This window comes from Glaciimonas sp. OK215 (assembly GCF_057787885.1).
The window spans coordinates 884136-901484 of record NZ_CM173544.1; the positions used below are offsets into that span (position 1 = coordinate 884136).

Below are 17349 nucleotides of genomic sequence, written 5' to 3' on the forward strand. Positions count from 1 at the left end.
ATTAATGAGATTACGCCTTAGCACGTAGCTTCATTTCTGCTTAGTTCTTTCATTGCTTTTTCAAGTTGGACTTGGGCATCAGTCCTATGTTTCTCGGCTAGAACTGCTGCTTCAGCAATGAGGTCAATGATGACAGGCGTCGCCTCTCCGACGCCAGCAAATACCGTTTTCAATCCGCGAGTAATACCCGCTCGTGCGCCTGGATGTAGCGCAGCAAATAATCCTCCAGCAAGCAAACCAATTTTCACCCAATCAGGTGCCTTATTTATCCCATCGTTCAATGCTTTGATTCCTATATACAACCCCCGAAGCGCAGCAACACTGACCATGGAAAATCTAACTCCGTTGACTTTTATGTTTAACTCAATTGCCGTAGCACGCGAATAGTTGCGAAGATGGGTTACGCACTGAATTGAGATTTGGTTTCCGCCCATAAGACGGATGTGCTTGTCCTTACTGACAATGCCAGCAGCGACGATAGTCTGTGCCAGCGCGATAAATTCTGCATCATCAGGGTCAACACCATTTTTTAAGACTGCGACCATTCCGCTATCTGGCTCAATTATTTTTATTTTTGCTTTGTAAATGAGCCATTCGGCAACCATCTGATCGATGTCTAAACCCTTTTCAACCGCGATCAAAGGAATTTTTTCTTCGACTTCTGTAACGAGGACAGGCGGGGCGTATAACTCGATGGTTTCTGCCTCAAGTGTCTCCATTAGTTGCGTCTTGGCGGTCTTATCTTTGCGTTTGGACACTAACCAAATTAAGTCACCAAGAACAATATTGCTATCCACCACCAAACGAAACTGAACTACACCGCCCAACGTCACATTGGAATCCTTCAAAGTGTGGATGACAGCCCTTAGCTCTTTCAGCTTATCTGAATGTACCGTAAAGACATCTGATAAATTGAACGGGGTACCGGCGAGTGTCCCGGTCACGCGTTTATTCTCCGGCGCTTTACCGGTGTTTCCCCCTCTTTTTCAGCCTTGATCCGTTCAAGCAAAACCGAAGCAGGTTCGTCTTGCGGGTCTTGTGGCACCAGTTCGCCTGAGAATGCTTTTTTCAGGATTGATTGGCGCAGGACTTCGGCCTGTTGTAACGATGTGGCGATGGTTTGCTCGAGTTGGTCTATTTCAGAGAGATGAGCGCCAAGAATCTCTGAAATTGCAATTTGCTCGGCCAAATGCGGTAAAGGTAGAGGGGTCAGAGAAACATCGGTTTGGTTAATGCTTGCTTGATTGACTGCGTGTTTGGCATTTGCACACAATCTTCTCCGTCCAAAATGGCTCGACAAATATGATGTCACAAAAAAGTTGCAAACTAAATTCGATGCAAGTGCCATCTTCATAATATTACTCTCAAAAACGACAGGTTCCGCCACCCCCTTTATTTCACAGCATTTTCCTAGGTACTCAATGCTGTTAACACGATTGATAAGAATATCTCCAACGTGGGCGGTAAAAGTCGTAACTTCATCCAAGGAAAGTTTAACTTTTTTAAAGCCCGAGGTTCTACGTAGAAGGCCATCATAAAAATCATCGATACGAATTATCGAAAATCCCGACCCATAATAATCCGCTGATTTATATATTCCATTCTTCGGACTATTGGAAAAGACTTCGCCAAAGCGAACCCAACCCCAACCAACCGGTAATCCGGGCAATTCTGCCAGTTCTTTGGCGGTCAACGGCGGTAAGGCTTTTGGGGCTTTGGGTTTGCTGTCTTGTTTGCCTGAGGCTTCCCAGTCTGCGAGTTGTTGCTGGTAGCGCTGGGTCCGTTGTTGCTGGATGCGTTTTTGTAAGTCGGCGGTAGTTTCCAGTTTGTTCGGGTTGTCGACACGCCACTGCGCCGTGAGCTTGCCTTCGAAGGCGTGCTTGAGCAGGGCTTGACGATACACCCTGAGCTGCGCCCGGGCGGTCTTTAGATTGTCTATACCCTTGTCCAACTCGGAAAACAGCTCTTCGATTTTGGCGACGATACGGTGTTGTTCGCTGGTTGGTGGGAGGGGTACCGGCAGCTTTTTAAACGCTGTGCCAGAGATTTCCTTAAACGTTGTACCGGTTGCTTGTGATTCGGCTAATTGCTTCGCACTTTTGAAATAGTAGTAAATGTATTCGTTAAAAACCCCTTCTATGGGGACAAGACTCTTAAAGCCTTGATTAGTAGTCATGTTGACGGAGCTGATGACTGTATATCCTATTGGTGCTCTCGAAGAAAAATGAATGCTGCCCGCAGGCATGACGGTGGCAGAGCTATTTCTTAAGCCCTCTTGAGTGATCGATTTCGCACCTTTACCGATATACTTATTGCTAAATCCCGTGAGATCCGAAGGTGAAATCCAACTGATATTTCCACCCCAATAGATATTTTCTTTTGTGGATGGTGTGCCTCCAGACACAACGTTACCGAGTTCAGCGATAGTCACCTGTTCCCAACTTTTTGGGAGATTCAACACTTTGTCCATTACGCCGCCAGCACTTCATTCAATTCATCCAACAACATATCCATTTTCGTTCCAAATAATTGATACATCTTACCTAACCCACCTTGCCCATCAAAAGGCGACATTTCCAGATCGTCGCGCTCTATGTGAAAGGAATTTACTACATGGTCGCGGATCATGCGCAGCCATGTCATTTGTTCTTCATTAAATTTTTCGCTTCCACCAGAGTGGTGCTTCATAACCCAATTCTGAAAGTTTCGGCGCACAGTGTCGTCGAAGGTGGCGAGCTTGCTATCCATGCCGCACACGCGGCGAATCAGGGCGACCAGGGCGGTCAGTTCGCCAATCGGTTGCTCACCCTTGTAATCGTCTAAGTGGCGGTAGGCTTGCCACACGCGTAGCGGGGCGAGCTTCGGTTGGTCTGCCTTGAGTTTATCCAGCACCTGGCGGATTAGATCAAAGCTGAGTTCGCGTCTTCTATACGGTTGGCTAAAGAAGATGGTTAGGGCAGCTATATTGTCTTGATTGGCTGTCAGATAGGAAGCAAATTCGTCGGTGATGGCTTGTGCATTGTTGGCCGCATCTTTGTCCCACTCGGCGCGTAATACGATGTCGATGCCATCGTGATCGATGGTTTGCTCTTTGTCGCGGCGGATGCTGTCGAAGAGTTCGACCAATTCGCCATTTAAAAAATTGGCGGCGGCGCTGACCAACTGCTGCTGCGCCAGTTCACGGTTGGAGTCGCCGGGGTCTGTTCCGATTGGCTGCCCTGCAATCTCTAACGCCTTGGCTTCGATGTTGTCGGCATCAATCGCGCTGAATAGTTTACCAATGATCTGGGTCAGTTCCACACCGCCAGCAGCTTCGCGAATGCGACGCTGGTCATTGGCATCGAGTTGTTTGTTGAGCCGCGCCAAGCGCCCTGCCAGTGATGACACGGTATCTTCGTCAGTCGCGCCCATCATCACACTCATTGCCAAGTCTTTCATCGGCACGGTGGGCTTGGTGATGAGCGGCTGGCTGGCGGTTTTCAACGACTTGGTCACGCCGATGGCATCAACTATGACATAGTGCGTTTTGGCGCTCAGGGCGGAGGGCGTGACTTTTTTCAGATCATCCATGTCCAGAGTGCGCGTGCCACGGCCTTTCATTTGCTCGAAGTAGTTGCGGCTTTTTACATCGCGCATGAAAAGCAAGCATTCCAAAGGCTTGACATCGGTGCCAGTGGCGATCATGTCCACTGTGACTGCGATGCGCGGGTAGTAGGCATTGCGAAAATCCGCCAACACCGATTTCGGGTCTTCTTCAATTTTGTAGGTGAGTTTTTTGCAGAAGGCATTGCCCTCGCCAAACTCTTCGCGCACGGTCTGGATGATGTCGTCTGCATGGCTATCGGTCTTGGCAAAGATCAGGGTTTTTGGCACTTCTTTGCGACCAGGGAAAATCTCCGGCAGATTGTCGCGGAAGGTGCGGATGACGGTACGAATTTGGTCCGGCGTAACGATATCGCGGTCTAGCTGCTTTGCGGAATAAACTTCATCTTCGTCTTGTTGTTCCCAGCGCTTTTTGCGCGTGAGCTTTTCGCGTTTCTGGACTTGCTGATCCTTTTCCAGAGCGCCGCCTTGCTGAGTAATTTGGGTTGCTATCACATAGATTTCATTGCCGACGTTGACGCCATCGGCAACCGCTTTTTCGTGGCTGTAATCGCTGACTACATTTTTTTTGAAGAAACCGAAGGTGCGGTTGTCTGGTGTGGCGGTGAGACCGATCAGGCTGGCATCGAAATAATCGATCACCTGTTGCCATACGTTGTAGATGGAACGGTGACATTCATCAATGAAGATGAAGTCGAAAAAATCTGGGGGAATTTTTTCGTTGTACACGACCGGCATCGGTTTTTTGGGTTGCGCTAATTCCGCTGGATTTATCTCTTCGGTGGCATCATCGAGTGGCGTGCCTTTGAGAATGGAGTAAAGCCGCTGAATGGTGCTGATGCATACCTGACTGTCCTTGGCGACAAATGAAGACTTGAGCCGCTGGACGTTATATAGCTCAGTAAACTTGCGATTATCATCAAGGGGCACGTACGCCATCATTTCCTGTTCGGCTTGTTCGCCAAGATTCTTGGTGTCAACCAGAAACAATATGCGTTTTCCACCCGCGTGCTTGAGCAGGCGATAAATCGAGGTGATGGCGGTATAAGTCTTGCCCGCACCCGTCGCCATTTGGATTAGCGCACGGGGGCGATCCGCTTTGAAGGATGCTTCTAGATTGGTTATGGCGATTTCTTGGCAATCACGTAGGCGCAAGTCGCTGGCTGGTAAATGATTAGGATTGAGCAACGGAATTTGCTGCAGGCGTTTACGCAGGCTGCTGCCAAGATCCAACCATTCTTTAATCGTTTCCGGACGGTGGAAACTGAATACATCACGTGAACGCGGCTTAGGATCGCGCGCATCGGTGAAGCGAGTAATGATGCCGGTGCTTTCATAAAGAAAGGGCAGGGGCGCTTTGTTGTTGATCCACTTCAGTTTGGCGGACGCATACCCTTCTGTTTGCTGCTCCACTTCAGTGATTTTATGGCCTAACTCTTCTTTCTTGGCCTCGATCACGCCTACCGCATTTTTGTCCACGAACAGCACATAGTCCGCCGGGCCAACATCTGTCTGGTATTCGCGCACTGCTACGCCGATACCAACGTTCAGATCTATTTTCTTGGCAGATTGAACGACCCATCCTGCCTGCTTGAGCAGCGCATCAATGTTATCTCTGGCTTTTTGTTCGGGGTTTTGGTTTTCGGTCATCGCTAAGTCAGTTTGCGCCTATAGGGCAGCCTGCGAATGAAAAAAGTATCTTAACCGTTATCTAAACGGTTAAGGTGCTTTTTGCCAACTCAGCAGTTGAAGCAGCAATAAAAACCAGATCGCATCAATGGAGCGGAGAGACGGGCAAAGAAAAACCAAGCTGAGACGTAAAGCACGCAGGGACCAGACGGAGACCAGACGAAAAAAAAGAGTTACATGCCGAAGCGTGTAACTCTTTGATCTTGTTGCGAATTCTGGCTCCCCGACCTGGACTCGAACCAGGGACCTGCGGATTAACAGTTGAACGTCTAGGCTTCTCGACCGGAATTGCGTTATCCCAACTTCAGTAAAATCAAGCACTTACGCGAATGCGACCGCATTCAACCGCAGCTGCCCGACCCCGTCCGCCGACCTCAACGCTATCATTTCTGCTATCACATCGGGACCTGCGGACATGCCCCATTATAAAAGTGGGGACCGTGCGTGACAAGCGATTCCGTCGGAGCGACGCGCGGGTCCCGGGCGCAGGACCACGCCTTTTTTCACCGACAGCGGGGCTGCACGTGTTACCCCGATGTCGCGGCTCCGGCAACTTGAATGCGTCGCGTTAAATTTCAACACACTAATCGTCTATCCAGTATGCAAGGTGGGCAGGTGGATGCGCCGCACGCGGTATCCAATGGCATTTGTCGCATTTGCTGGCGATTGGAAGAAAAAACTGTCCATATCGAAAAAGTTTCAAGTCATATACATTGTCAATACAACTTGTTTCTGTCACTTATTATGGCTAAATCAAAAACCGAACAGCTCAGCTTTCGAGTTTCTCCTCGTGCAAAGGCATTGATGCGCACTGCGGCAAGCAAACAACACCGTAACGCCTCGAAACTGGTGGAACACCTGGTTCTGGACACCTACGAGAAAAACCATATTCAAACCGAGTCCGATGCACTAATAGCGCCGAAGCCGGATAACGAATGAATAGCCCACATCCTCCTGCTTTGCACGACAGCGCGACAACCCTGGATAGTTCAGCCGAGCAAGTCAACCGTCTTGACTTGTCCCGACAGCTCAAAAATTTGCTGCTTGTCCGTCCGCTATTTGAGTTGGCCTTACGCACCAGGAGGACCGACGAGGGCGACCGCCTGTTTTCCGGTCTCGATACGAATTTCCTGGCCGTGTCCCTTCTGGACTTTGTCATGGAGGGGAGCGTCTTCGGATTTGGGCGGTCGCGCGAGGAGGTATTGAGCTACCTCGGTGAGAAAGCCCGCTTGCTCAAGTCATCGCTTTCTGAGTCCGACTCCCGAAAGGTGGCTGCTGCAGTGGTAGATGCTATCCACAACGCGGACAACCGCTCTGAGCGCTTCGAATACGAGTATTTCGATTCGTTTAGCGGAGAGATGAAGCGATATGCCTTTCACCTATTGCGATGGACCCGCTGCGAAGACGACCGAAGCTATTACCGCGTCACCGATGAAGGGCACCTCGTGTATTTAGGCATGCTCGACTTGGGCACGGAAAACATGCAGGTGCTGTTGGACAAAATGTTGGCTGAGCTTATCCGCCGCGGCCGCGTGGAGCAGGCGTTGGATGTGTCGGAGCGCGGTCGGCGTGAAGCAATGCGCTATCAAGAAAGCATTCGCTCACACTTGGAGCGCGCGCAGCGCTCACCGGATTCAGTTGCCTGGAAAGGAGACCTAGAGCCATTCCTTGACCGTTCCCGAGAACATATCGACGGGCGCCGCGACGAAGAACGAAAGCTCCAAGTGTTGGTCAACGAACAGCTTCGTGAGGCGACTGACGTCGGCACTCGACGAAAATTCGTGCGATTGCACGAGACGCTGGAGCAGGAGCTAGGTGTCCATCTGCGGTTGCTGCTTATGGTCGGCGAAGCAGGGGACCGATATCGGCAGGCACAAAAGACCTTGTTCCGCGCGCGACGTCGGCAAAAGCTGCCGGACATCGAGGAACACTTGCTGCCCCCGCTGTTGGCAGATACCGTCCAGCACAATGCCGAGCTAGGAGACACGTGTGGTCATGTTCTCCTGTCTGCGGAAGCACCGAAGCAGTTCAGTCTTGGGCAGGCGTTCGGGATGTTAACTGAGTTGCGGGGGACTGCCGAACCGCAAGAGTGGACCGAAGAAAACATGGTGCCACTCGACCAGTTGCCCCCGCATTTTCATGCGGACGTTATCGCGGCGGCCAAGGCGCATGTCGAGCAGGCGTTCAAGGAAGCGTTCGCGCGGGGTACGTCAATCGACAACGAACAAATTCTTCTCGCCGGCGAGGCCAAGCTCCTGCCGACCGCTGTGCAAGAGTACGCCATGCATCGGCTATATGAAATGTTCTCGGACCGGGACTCTAACCTCAACATTGAAAAGTCCGGCAGATTCAGGACGCAGCATGTAGCGGGCGAGCGGCTTGTGTATCAGGAAGTGGCAACACCACCGTCGGAGAATAATAATGACTGAATACCGAAACCTGGCATGCGATGCGGGACGGCTGTTGTCCAAGGCACTGCAGCCGGGCCTGACGCCGACCAACGATAAAGAGTATCGACTTCTTCTCAACAGATACGAAGCAGACAGTAGCTTTCGCGAGATTTTTGACTCGGTTGCGGAAGGCATGGAGCTGGCCCCGGTATCCGTCGATTTCCGAGGCGCTATTTTAGTCCCAAGCAGCGGCGAGAGCCTTTTTGCGATGCGCTTGTCCGATTTGCGCGCCAGTGGCCTCAAAATGGAACAGAAGGCGCTCATGGTGCTTATCCATCTCACCGTCGCGGCGCTGTTCTTCCCGACCGCCGAGAAGCTGTTCGATGACGGTTATGATTCACCGCCCGTGAGCGAACGACTAACTGCCACCCACTTACGCGACCTTGCAGCGACGGTAGCCGCCCGAAAAACCGAATTGCTGCCCGATTTGCCGCGCGAACTGGAGCCGGCCTGGCAACTGGTGTCGTCCATGCCGGAGGCGCTACCTGATAAAAAGAATCACAGCTTGTCCACGTTAGAAGGCACCGTCAGTGCTGTTTTTAAGCAATTACGAGAAGCCGGACTCGTTCGCTTGGACGCCGAGGAAGAGTCCCCGCGGTACAACGCCACTTGGCGTTACATCGCCCAATTGCGGGAAAACACCGTTGAAAACCTCTTCAAGGCAGTTCGCCACCTTCTGAACACAGCCGCCGCGAGTGCGGAGAAAGCGTAAGCCATGTATCGCATCTCACGGGTCTACATCGCCAACGCTGGCTATCGTCTTGCCTGGTACCCCGGTCTTCTGTTGCCATTCACCGATGCCGAAACAGGCTTGCCCACGCAGGCGATTTACAACTTGGCTAACCAGGGCGGGAAGACCACGTTTTTAGCGCTATTTTTTTCTGTCTTCGACACGAAGCAGGACCGATTTCTTCAAACCCTGTCGAACCCGGGTCAGCATTTCGTCGACTATTTTGACAAAGACGGATTGCCCGGAATCATTGTCGTAGAGTGGGACATGCCCGGCGGGGACCTCTTGTCTCCGCGGAAGCGGTTTGTAACAGGACAGTTCGTTTGTCTGCGTAAATCCGGCGATGGGCTGACGCCGGACCGGCATTTCTTTTCGTTCGAGGCGAACGACAGGCTGTCGCTCGATAATATTCCCGGACCCAACCTACCGGGGGCCTCGACCGGTGTTTTGCGCACCCGTGAAGATTGCGTTCGCTGGTTGCACGAAACGGCGCAAGCCAATCGGGGAAACTTCCAGTATTTCACCAACCAGACCGAGTGGAAGGCTACGCTGACCAGCCATGGTTTTGATGTTGAATTGCTTCACAAGCAGGTCGATTTCAATCGTAAAGAAGGGGCGATGGACGAGGCCTTTCTCGACTTCAAGTCCGAGCTTGACTTTGTCCGTCGCTTTTTGCTTCTCACCCTGAACCCGGATATGGCATGCGACACGCAACAGCTTGTTGCGTCCCTCTGTCGAAAGATGGGCAACCGCAAGGGTCTCCAGGACGCACTTGCGCAAATGGAACGGCTGGGGGATATCTTCCGGCCCTTTGCGAAAGCAGCGCAGGAGTACCAGACAGCGATTACTGCCCGTGAATCTGCGGAACAGGAGCTCGGCATTGCAGCCACGACGCTTGATGTTCATGTCCTGCAAAAGACCGACCAAGCCGAGGCGCAGAACACCTTGCAGCGGGAAAAGGACGCAGAACACACAGAACAATCGACACTCGCGACGGTGGCCGATGCCGATGCTGAAGCCTTGGAGGCAGAGCGGTTAAGTCGTGTGAGCCGCGACGCAGAAACTGGCGCCAAGCTCGCGGATACGCATCAAAAAGAAGAACATCGTCAGGTGCAGATAGTCGATGCCGCAAAGCTGAATGGCGAAATTCTTGGCTTGCAGGCAGACATAGCCGGACTGACCAAAGCACTTACCGATGCAAATCAGGGAACAGCACCGCTGCGTCAGAGTTTGGCGGAGACGGCTGCTATCTACCGCAGAATACTGATTGACCTCGCGAAAGCCGCCCGCACCCAAGCAACCACATTTCGCGAAACAGAGAAATCAGCGAAACAATCAGCGCAGCATCAGGAAACCTTGAAGGTGGCAGCCCAGCGCGATAGGCAGACCGCGGAACGCCAGCACACGGAGGCGAACACGCGCCTGGTTGACGCCGAAGGTCGGCGCAATACCTTGATAAAGGATAGTCTCCTAGGCGACGACGAGCAGGCGTTAGCCGCTATCGAACGGGTGACCGCAGAAAAAACGGCTCTCGCTGCAAACATTACCCGGCTCGAGCAAGAGGCCACTGACTTTGAGGCCAAACGAAAAGCCCTCGCCGCCGATGCGCTCACACTAGCAAATGAAATCAAGCCGGCTCAGGAGGAGTTGTCTCGGTGCGCGAAGGAAGTCGAAGACGGCGACAGCGCACGTGAAGCACTCTCGCACAACAGGGCGTTAGCGAAAGCGGCGGGCGCCGAGATTTGCAACCCTGACTCGGAGGTTCTGCCCGGCCGTGCGGCAGAGCTGCTGAGCCATGAGCAGGAGCGTTGGCGCACTGCCGAGCAGCACCTCTCGCGGCTTCAAGAAGGCCAGGACAGCGTTGACTTGACCGAATTGTTCGGACGGGACCCGGACGTGGCGCGAGTCGTGCGGTTACTGAGTGACCAAGGGATTCAGGGTGTCAAAGCCTATGCCGAATATATTGCGTACACGGTGCCAAGGGCAGAAATGGCGCGCGAGCTTGCGTTGTCGAATCCAGCCCGATACCTCGGCGTTGCGGTACCTAGCCTGAAGGATGTCGAGGCCAGCAAGGACTTGTTGGTAAAAGCGGCCTTGGACTTGGGTCGGCCGGTCGTCATCTCAGCTTACAGTACCTCCGCGGAGTCGAGCGATGCCCCTCTATTCGTCATCGGCCCGAACGACGACAGCTTGTGGAATAAGGTGTCGGCAGCTAAACGGGCTACCCAACTGGCGGGATTGATTGCAACCGCCAGTTCCGCCCGGGATGATGCACAAAAAATTGCGAGTGACACCCTGTTGGCCAAAAAGGACCTCGACAAGTATGTTGACCGGTTCGGCGAGGGCAAGCTCGAGCATCAGCGTACTAAGGTTAAGGACCTCCGGGATGAACTGGGCGTGGCAGAGCAGCGCATTACCGAAATGCGCAGCAATGCGGAGGATGCCACCGAACGTGCGCGTACTAGTCGTGCGGACGCCTCTCGCTTGCAAAAAAATGAAATGCCAAAGGTATCTTCCCATCTGCAGCGATTGACCGACTACTTCGACGACTGGGAGTCAAAATGCCCTGAATGGAACCTGCAACAGGCGGACGCGCTGCTAAGGAAAGACAAGTCGAAAGCCGCAGAAGACGCGGCTCTTGTGGCCCTCGGCCAAGAACGAGAAGCGGCGGATGAGGCTGCGCGTCAAGCGAAAAGCCGGGAGGAAGCCGCGTCAACTCACGACGAGAAGCGTAACGATTTAGTCCTCGCTGACGAGAAGTACGATGCGGATGCCGAGTTGAAGGCTAACCCCCGCACACTTCCTGAGATAGATTCCGACTACAAAACGTTGGTCACAGCACTGCGGGCGGCTGAGTCGGAAAAAACAGAACCTTTGGTGGTCGAGCAAAGGCTTAAAACAGGCCAGCTTAGGGAGAAACGGGATGAGTACAGCAGTAAGTATCCGGCCGACCGCTTCCCTCTATCCGAAGTACGACGTCTCATCGGTGGCGACTACCGCGAGCTGGAACTGGTAGCGCAAGGACGCTTCGAACATGCGCAGCAAAGCCATTACAACGCTTTGAGTTTATTCACCCGTGCAAGTACGACTTACGGCATTTATGAGCAGCAGCGAAAACATCCCAGCCATTTCGTGGCCGAGGCTGCGACTCTCACAATGGAGGCTCTGGTGAGCGAGATTAGCGTGCGTCGAAGCGAGAGTGTCCGTGCTACTCGCGCTGCGCAGGCCGCAAAAGACGTGGCAGTGGCCGCCCGTAGCAAAGCCAAGGAGTTGAGAGACAGCGTTAAGTTGTTTGCCGGGCAGCGGTCTTCTCTTGACGGGCTGTCCCTCGACTTTTCAACGGCACTGCCCGATGTTTCGCGTTTTACAGATGCGGGTGCCATCGCGGGCGAGGTAGGGCAACTCATGAGGGCCTATTCCGAATCAAAAAAAACAGCGGAAGCCGCCGAAAAACGCGCAAGACAGGCGTACGAGGCGGTCACCAGCATTGCCGGCGATGAAGCGTTTGCCAAGGCCGATTTCGAGATTGCCATGATGTTGCGTGACAATTCTCTCGATAACACGGCGGCGAGTGCCACTCGCATTCAGGACGCCATCGGCAACCGGATTGACGCACTGACACACGACCTTACCAAGATGGCGGAGGACTTTGCCAGGGCGACCGATGCGCTCATGGGGTTGGTCGGAGATACAACCAGGATTTTGCGACGCGCGGTTGAGCACTTGAAGCTGCCGGATAATGTGCCCATCGTCGGCGGCAAGAGTGTATTCAAGATGCGCACCGCTGTGCTGGCAATGAGCCAAGAGCAAAAGAAGCAGGTTCTGTCGACGTATATGGAGGAATTGACCGCAGACCGCAACATTCCGGAAACCGGCGCGCAGTTGGCCGCTCAGGCCTTGATGCGTCTTGCGGATAATAAGCTGGGATTAAAACTGCTCAAGATGGTCGAAATTGAGGATGAGCAGTATGTTGCGGTGGACAGATTGTCGCACTCCGGAGCAGAAAAGATATCCATGGCGCTATTCCTCTACTTCATCACCATGCGCCTGCGCTCCGAGCAGCGGGCTTCCGTTCATCGCGCGGAAAGCGGCGTTCTGCTCCTGGATAATCCGTTTGCAAAGGCAACTTTGCGGCCGATTTGGGTGGCTATTCACAGCTTGGCAGAAGCGATGGGCTTGCAACTCATCATTGCCACGGGCATGAATGAGGTCGAGACGCTGTCGGTTTTCAAACGACACCTGCGTTTGGGCAAGACACAGATGGATAAGACGACCGGACGAATCCACGTCAAGGTCACTGATTACCAGTTCTTCCCACTCCCGGACAAAGCCGCCGCATGAATACCTCACAACGACTTCTGAAGTGGCTGCAAGAGGAATCCGGAAAGCGGATTGCGCAAGAGCGGTTCCGCGTTGGGTTTGCCGAGGCCTGCCCTGAACTTGAGCACAGTGGCGCCTTCCGCACCGAGCTTCTCTCCGCGCTACAAACCTTAGAAATGGAGGGGCGCCTGGTCCTTCCGAAAGGTGCCGGCGGATGGGACACTGTCGGCAACCCGAAGCTTCCCTCAAGCATAACGATGGTCCGGACCAGTGTCTCTGCGCCGATGCCAAGTTCCGCCACGGTATGGGCGCCAGAACTGGCTTTTGCTACTGGTGTGCGACGCACCGACACGCTGGAACGGCTTCGCCGGATTAACGAGTATTTGATACATCATCGGGACAGGACTTGCACGGAGGTTCCGTTTCGAGAACGCGCGCTCGAGATATTCGATGACGAGAAGGCGTTTGAGGGCCAAATCAAGAAGGGCATGCTGTACGGCGTGCTGCCCATCAGTGTTCTCGGGATGTGCGACCCGGAGCCGCCTCTTCCACGGGAAGACTTCGAAGTGCCGGGCGCGCCCCTCTTATTGCTTGAAAATCATCACACGTATTGGTCATTTCTTCGATGGAATCGCGTCGCTCGTGTATACACATCAATTGCTTACGGTAACGGCAACACGATAATGAAGTCGGGCCGTGCTCTGGTTGATGCGCTAGAGCGAAGCCAGGCGGCTCACGCCGAGTATTTCGGGGACCTCGACCCGACCGGCCTGGTCATTCCGGCGACAATTAACGAGGAGCTACGCGGTCTTGGCCAACCGGAAATCAGGCCTGCGACTTTCCTATACCAACGACTGCTTGCTGAGGGCAAGCGTCGACCGTTGGGCGCCAATAAACGGCAAGACCCTGGCACCGCAATCGACTGGCTGCCCGCTGACTTAGCGATTCAGGCTAAGCAGTTGTTTGGCGACAGGACGTGGATGCCACAAGAGGGCTTGCGATTGCAGGTCGCTGAGCCACATTCGAGGATTATGGCGCCTGGCGGTACGGCACATCTTTAAGGTCAGCGTACAAGGCGAAGGACAGCCACACTTCCTGTGACGCCATGATTTTTCTAGAGGGAAGGCCTTATCGACACGCTGTAATGCGACTAGCTTATCTGGACCAACTTGAAGAGCGATTCACGGCGCGAGCCGAAAGCAACGACGCTGGATTCCGGCAAACAATAGCGAATGCGCGGCAGCTCACGGCGGGCCTTGATTTCACCGAGAGGCGAATCGAGGAATTGGCAAAAACTGCAGGAGTGCCAAATTATTAGTTTCACTGCTCGTCTTACTTGAAAAAGTAAAGAGACCGTATTTTAGTTCGACGCTTGGATTGGTGGGGGAAGGACCGCCGACAATCTAGCGGCGGTCTGTCACTAATACAAATCTGAGAACATGGGCGAAGACCCATGGTCATCTGACCCTACAACCTATCTTCCTTTGCCGATGGCTCAGCCCTGATTTTCGTCCGTATTGCGCATCCATTTTGGTTGTCCGCATCACTTACCCCGGCACCGACATAAGCTAAAGTCGATTTTGCGCGTGAATCTCATTCCATAGCTACTTGTCACGTTTCGAGGAGGCTTCAATGCTACAAAGTTCATAAGGCTCTTTTCAACATGATAGTTATGTCAAGTTCTCGCCTAGCGGTTCCTCGGGCTCGGTGCCGGTCAAACGGAAATGATTCTTAACCTCCCCGGCAAGCCTTCTGTCAATTTATTTATTTGAATCATCCGCAGCGTTGCTTGCCAATAGCGGGTGATTTCTGGTGTGTCCAGGCTTAGTAACCAGTCGGCCGCCTCGTCCTCAGCCTCAATCTCGGCAAGCTTTGCGTGAGTTTGGTGGGAAAAATCCTTTATGTACTTTATACGTTCGAACAGTACACCCTTACGGGTCTGTTGGTCCGAGCTCAGCGTATCGTCCGAAAAGAGCGATGCAAGCTCTTTTTCGTGCGTTTCAATACCCGTTTTGCAGAGCGCAATGTGCTTGTTTAATAGAGCCTTCTTTACTGAGAGTTCGGCCTTAACTGATTTTAGGTTTTCAATGAAATCGTCCAGAGTTTTGTACATATTTATGTGCCAGGTCAAAAGTGGTGGGTAACAATGCATGTAGCACTTGTCATTTAGCCTTTTAGCATCCCAGACGAGCACATACTCACCATTGCGGCGGGCGGAAGCCTCAGATAGTTTCACCATCCTGTCGTCTTCGCAATTTATCCATTGGTCGGCATCCGCGCGCGAAGCCCGGGCCAATTTTCAGGGTAATGAAAGCGTTCTCGGCTGTTTGAATTTGCAAGGCATTGCCATAGCAGCGTCACATGCGCGCATAACTTGACGCTAGAATCGCAAACTGTCGTTCAGCACCATCGTTGCTGCGCAGATGCGCATAATGTTTTTGCACAGTTTCTGGCCGGTCGTGTAACACTAATGCAGCAGTTTGCCAGTCATTTAGCGACACTTTGAGAATTGCGGTGGCTACGATATGTCGGAATCCATGCGGTCCGAACCCTGGGCAACGCCAGAAGTAGAGGCGAGTAAGCTGCTCGATTCTACGATTCAAGCCATACATCATGCCCGTGGACGTGACGCCCCTGCTCGAGGTAAAGAGATACGGATTGTCGGCTGAGGCGATGAGAGGGCGGTAATGCGCCAAAAAAATTTCAATATCCCGCCATATGGAATCATGGACGGGCATATCGTAGTTGCGGTCCCTCGCGGCACCAGCAAAATTTTTAAAGAATTTCTTGGGAACCGCGATGCGCCAGCCGCCATCTCGTCCGCGATACAGTCTTCCCGTGTCATCACCTGATATAACATCCATTGTTTTGTCGTCAACAATTTTCAACATTTTAATATTTTTCGCCCGCAAGGGATTTGAAGCGAATATTTTTATCAACAATCTGTCGCGTGCCCAGATTGCCTCTTTCACTCCTCCGGTGCTGGGTTGTGCCGCATTCATTCGTTGAATTGCGTCTGCCACACCATCCAAAGGATTATCTAGTTCCAGTATGGCTTTGAGAGGTTCAAATGAATTGCGGGATAATTCGCTTTGACCGGACAGCACATTCAGTGTCTCTTTGGCAAACGCGAACGCCTTGTCGCAGCGCTCGTGCCACGTCGCTTCGTTGAGTGACAATGATTTGGACAACAGGGGCGTATTGCAAAAATACCCCGTTTTCGGATGGCATAAGCTCTTGACCAACTTCAAGAAGCTAAAGATGGCTCCGTTTACCGTTTGCTCGGCCCGTTCGATGCGCCAGTCGATGTACTGCCCCAGAAATTCGCAGTTTGTGAGATGGGCGAGCGTTTGAGCATCGGTTGAGGGAAGGCCGCCCCCGCCGCGTGCGGGACAAAGCTGCAGCCAGCCGATATAACCGGAGACATAGCCCCACTGGATGCCTGCCGTGGCGACGTAGTTTGTGCCGACGAAGGAATGCCAGTTGCTTACGGTGCGGGGTACGACTTTTTCTGCCGTGACGCTCCATCTGCCATTCTTCTGTCGCGCTTTGCTGTACGTTGTCCGGGCTGTTTTGTATTGCACGAATTCAGTCCATTCTTCTCGTAGCCGCGGGTCGGCGTTTTTCACGACATAGGTATCGCCTACATTTTCGCGCAGCCGCTCGCGATAGCGAATCTGGGGCGCCTCGCCGGTTTCGGCGTTGTTGTCAAATTTTGCGCCTAACCCTGCCAGACCAATGAGTTCGCCTGGCGTGATACCAAAAAAGCGTTCAAGGCGCATTAGGGAAGGCCGCGCCTTTTCGCTCGGCTTCGCGCCCGCCAGCCAACGCTTGAATGATGCCAAGCTAATGCCGGCTTGTGTCGCAAGCCGCCTCTGGGAGATGCCATTGTTAAGCAGCTCCTGCAACGCGACAGTGAAGGGTGAGGCTTGTCCGGAGGCGGACGCGTACTCGCGGTCCAGCTCCGCAACTAGCTTATGCCAGCGCGCGAGGTAGGTCTTGCGATTCGCAATGTACGCTGCGTTTTTTCCGAGCTGGGATAGAATCGCAACATGCGCAGCACGATTTTTGTAAAAGCTGGCTCGCAAAAAGGACGATACTGAATTGTTATCGCTGACAGCGCATTCCGACATCATCGCATTCAAAGCCGAGACTAGATTTGCATAGATTTGTTTTGATTCACCTCGTTTGATGATGGTATCGGCCATTTTTTCTTTGAGTTGGCCGAAGGTTAGATTGAATGAGTTCATAGGACGCCTTCGCGCCCGATTCCGCTTTTGGCTTATCGACTTTCGCGAGTCATTAAGTGATGCAGGAATAATGTAATGAAGCATCTCCTTAACCCTTTGATTTGATTGAGGTTAACGTGAATGTTACATGACATTTCCCTGTCCAGGATGGCGCTCCCGACGTCATTATTGGAGCGCTTCCTACCGCCATTTTCGGAACAGAGCAAGAGTTCTCGCCTACGGTATAGCGATAGTTATTATTCGTGCGGTGCAGCAGAAAACGAACCGGTATCGCTCTTCGTGCCTCCTCTTGCTGCATGCGATGAAA

10 protein-coding genes are annotated in these 17349 nt (G+C 52.8%); 5 read left to right on the forward strand and 5 right to left on the reverse strand.

What is annotated here, in order from left to right:
• Positions 1–17: 17 nt before the first annotated feature.
• The 3 genes from AC3CHX_RS03990 to AC3CHX_RS04000 are packed head-to-tail and all read right to left on the reverse strand — an operon-like array spanning position 18 to position 5253.
• Positions 18–944, reverse strand: coding sequence for a PIN domain-containing protein (locus tag AC3CHX_RS03990; protein ID WP_488642801.1), 927 nt, complete (start codon positions 942–944; stop codon positions 18–20).
• Entirely contained in the window at positions 941–2470 is a 1530-nt protein-coding gene (locus AC3CHX_RS03995; protein WP_488642802.1) for a restriction endonuclease subunit S, read from the reverse strand. Before AC3CHX_RS03995 ends, AC3CHX_RS03990 begins: the two co-directional genes overlap by 4 nt.
• Positions 2470–5253 (reverse strand): type I restriction endonuclease subunit R, encoded by a 2784-nt coding sequence (locus tag AC3CHX_RS04000; RefSeq protein WP_488642803.1) that lies wholly within the window; start codon positions 5251–5253, stop codon positions 2470–2472. Before AC3CHX_RS04000 ends, AC3CHX_RS03995 begins: the two co-directional genes overlap by 1 nt.
• A gap of 597 nt (positions 5254–5850) precedes the next feature.
• Between AC3CHX_RS04000 and AC3CHX_RS04005 the strand changes: the two genes are divergently transcribed.
• The 5 genes from AC3CHX_RS04005 to AC3CHX_RS04025 are packed head-to-tail and all read left to right on the forward strand — an operon-like array spanning position 5851 to position 13853.
• A complete protein-coding gene (locus AC3CHX_RS04005) occupies positions 5851–6231 on the forward strand; it encodes a hypothetical protein (RefSeq protein WP_488642804.1) in 381 nt (126 codons plus the stop codon).
• The gene (locus AC3CHX_RS04010) at positions 6228–7721 is read left to right on the forward strand and encodes a hypothetical protein (RefSeq protein ID WP_488642805.1); all 1494 of its coding nucleotides are present in this window, start codon (positions 6228–6230) and stop codon (positions 7719–7721) included. Before AC3CHX_RS04005 ends, AC3CHX_RS04010 begins: the two co-directional genes overlap by 4 nt.
• Positions 7714–8454, forward strand: coding sequence for a hypothetical protein (locus AC3CHX_RS04015; protein WP_488642806.1), 741 nt, complete (start codon positions 7714–7716; stop codon positions 8452–8454). Before AC3CHX_RS04010 ends, AC3CHX_RS04015 begins: the two co-directional genes overlap by 8 nt.
• A 3-nt stretch (positions 8455–8457) precedes the next feature.
• Positions 8458–12813 carry a coiled-coil domain-containing protein gene (locus AC3CHX_RS04020; RefSeq protein WP_488642807.1) on the forward strand — a complete coding sequence of 1452 codons (4356 nt, stop codon included), beginning with the start codon at positions 8458–8460 and terminating at the stop codon, positions 12811–12813.
• Positions 12810–13853, forward strand: a complete 1044-nt coding sequence (locus AC3CHX_RS04025; protein ID WP_488642808.1) for a hypothetical protein — start codon at positions 12810–12812, stop codon at positions 13851–13853. Before AC3CHX_RS04020 ends, AC3CHX_RS04025 begins: the two co-directional genes overlap by 4 nt.
• A gap of 653 nt (positions 13854–14506) precedes the next feature.
• On the opposite strand, the gene AC3CHX_RS04030 is transcribed toward AC3CHX_RS04025, so the two are convergent.
• Together AC3CHX_RS04030 and AC3CHX_RS04035 are read right to left on the reverse strand one after the other, a co-directional pair.
• Positions 14507–15031, reverse strand: coding sequence for a hypothetical protein (locus tag AC3CHX_RS04030; protein WP_488642809.1), 525 nt, complete (start codon positions 15029–15031; stop codon positions 14507–14509).
• 118 nt (positions 15032–15149) lie between these two features.
• Positions 15150–17042, reverse strand: a complete 1893-nt coding sequence (locus AC3CHX_RS04035) for a hypothetical protein (RefSeq protein ID WP_488642810.1) — start codon at positions 17040–17042, stop codon at positions 15150–15152.
• Positions 17043–17349 lie beyond the last annotated feature (307 nt).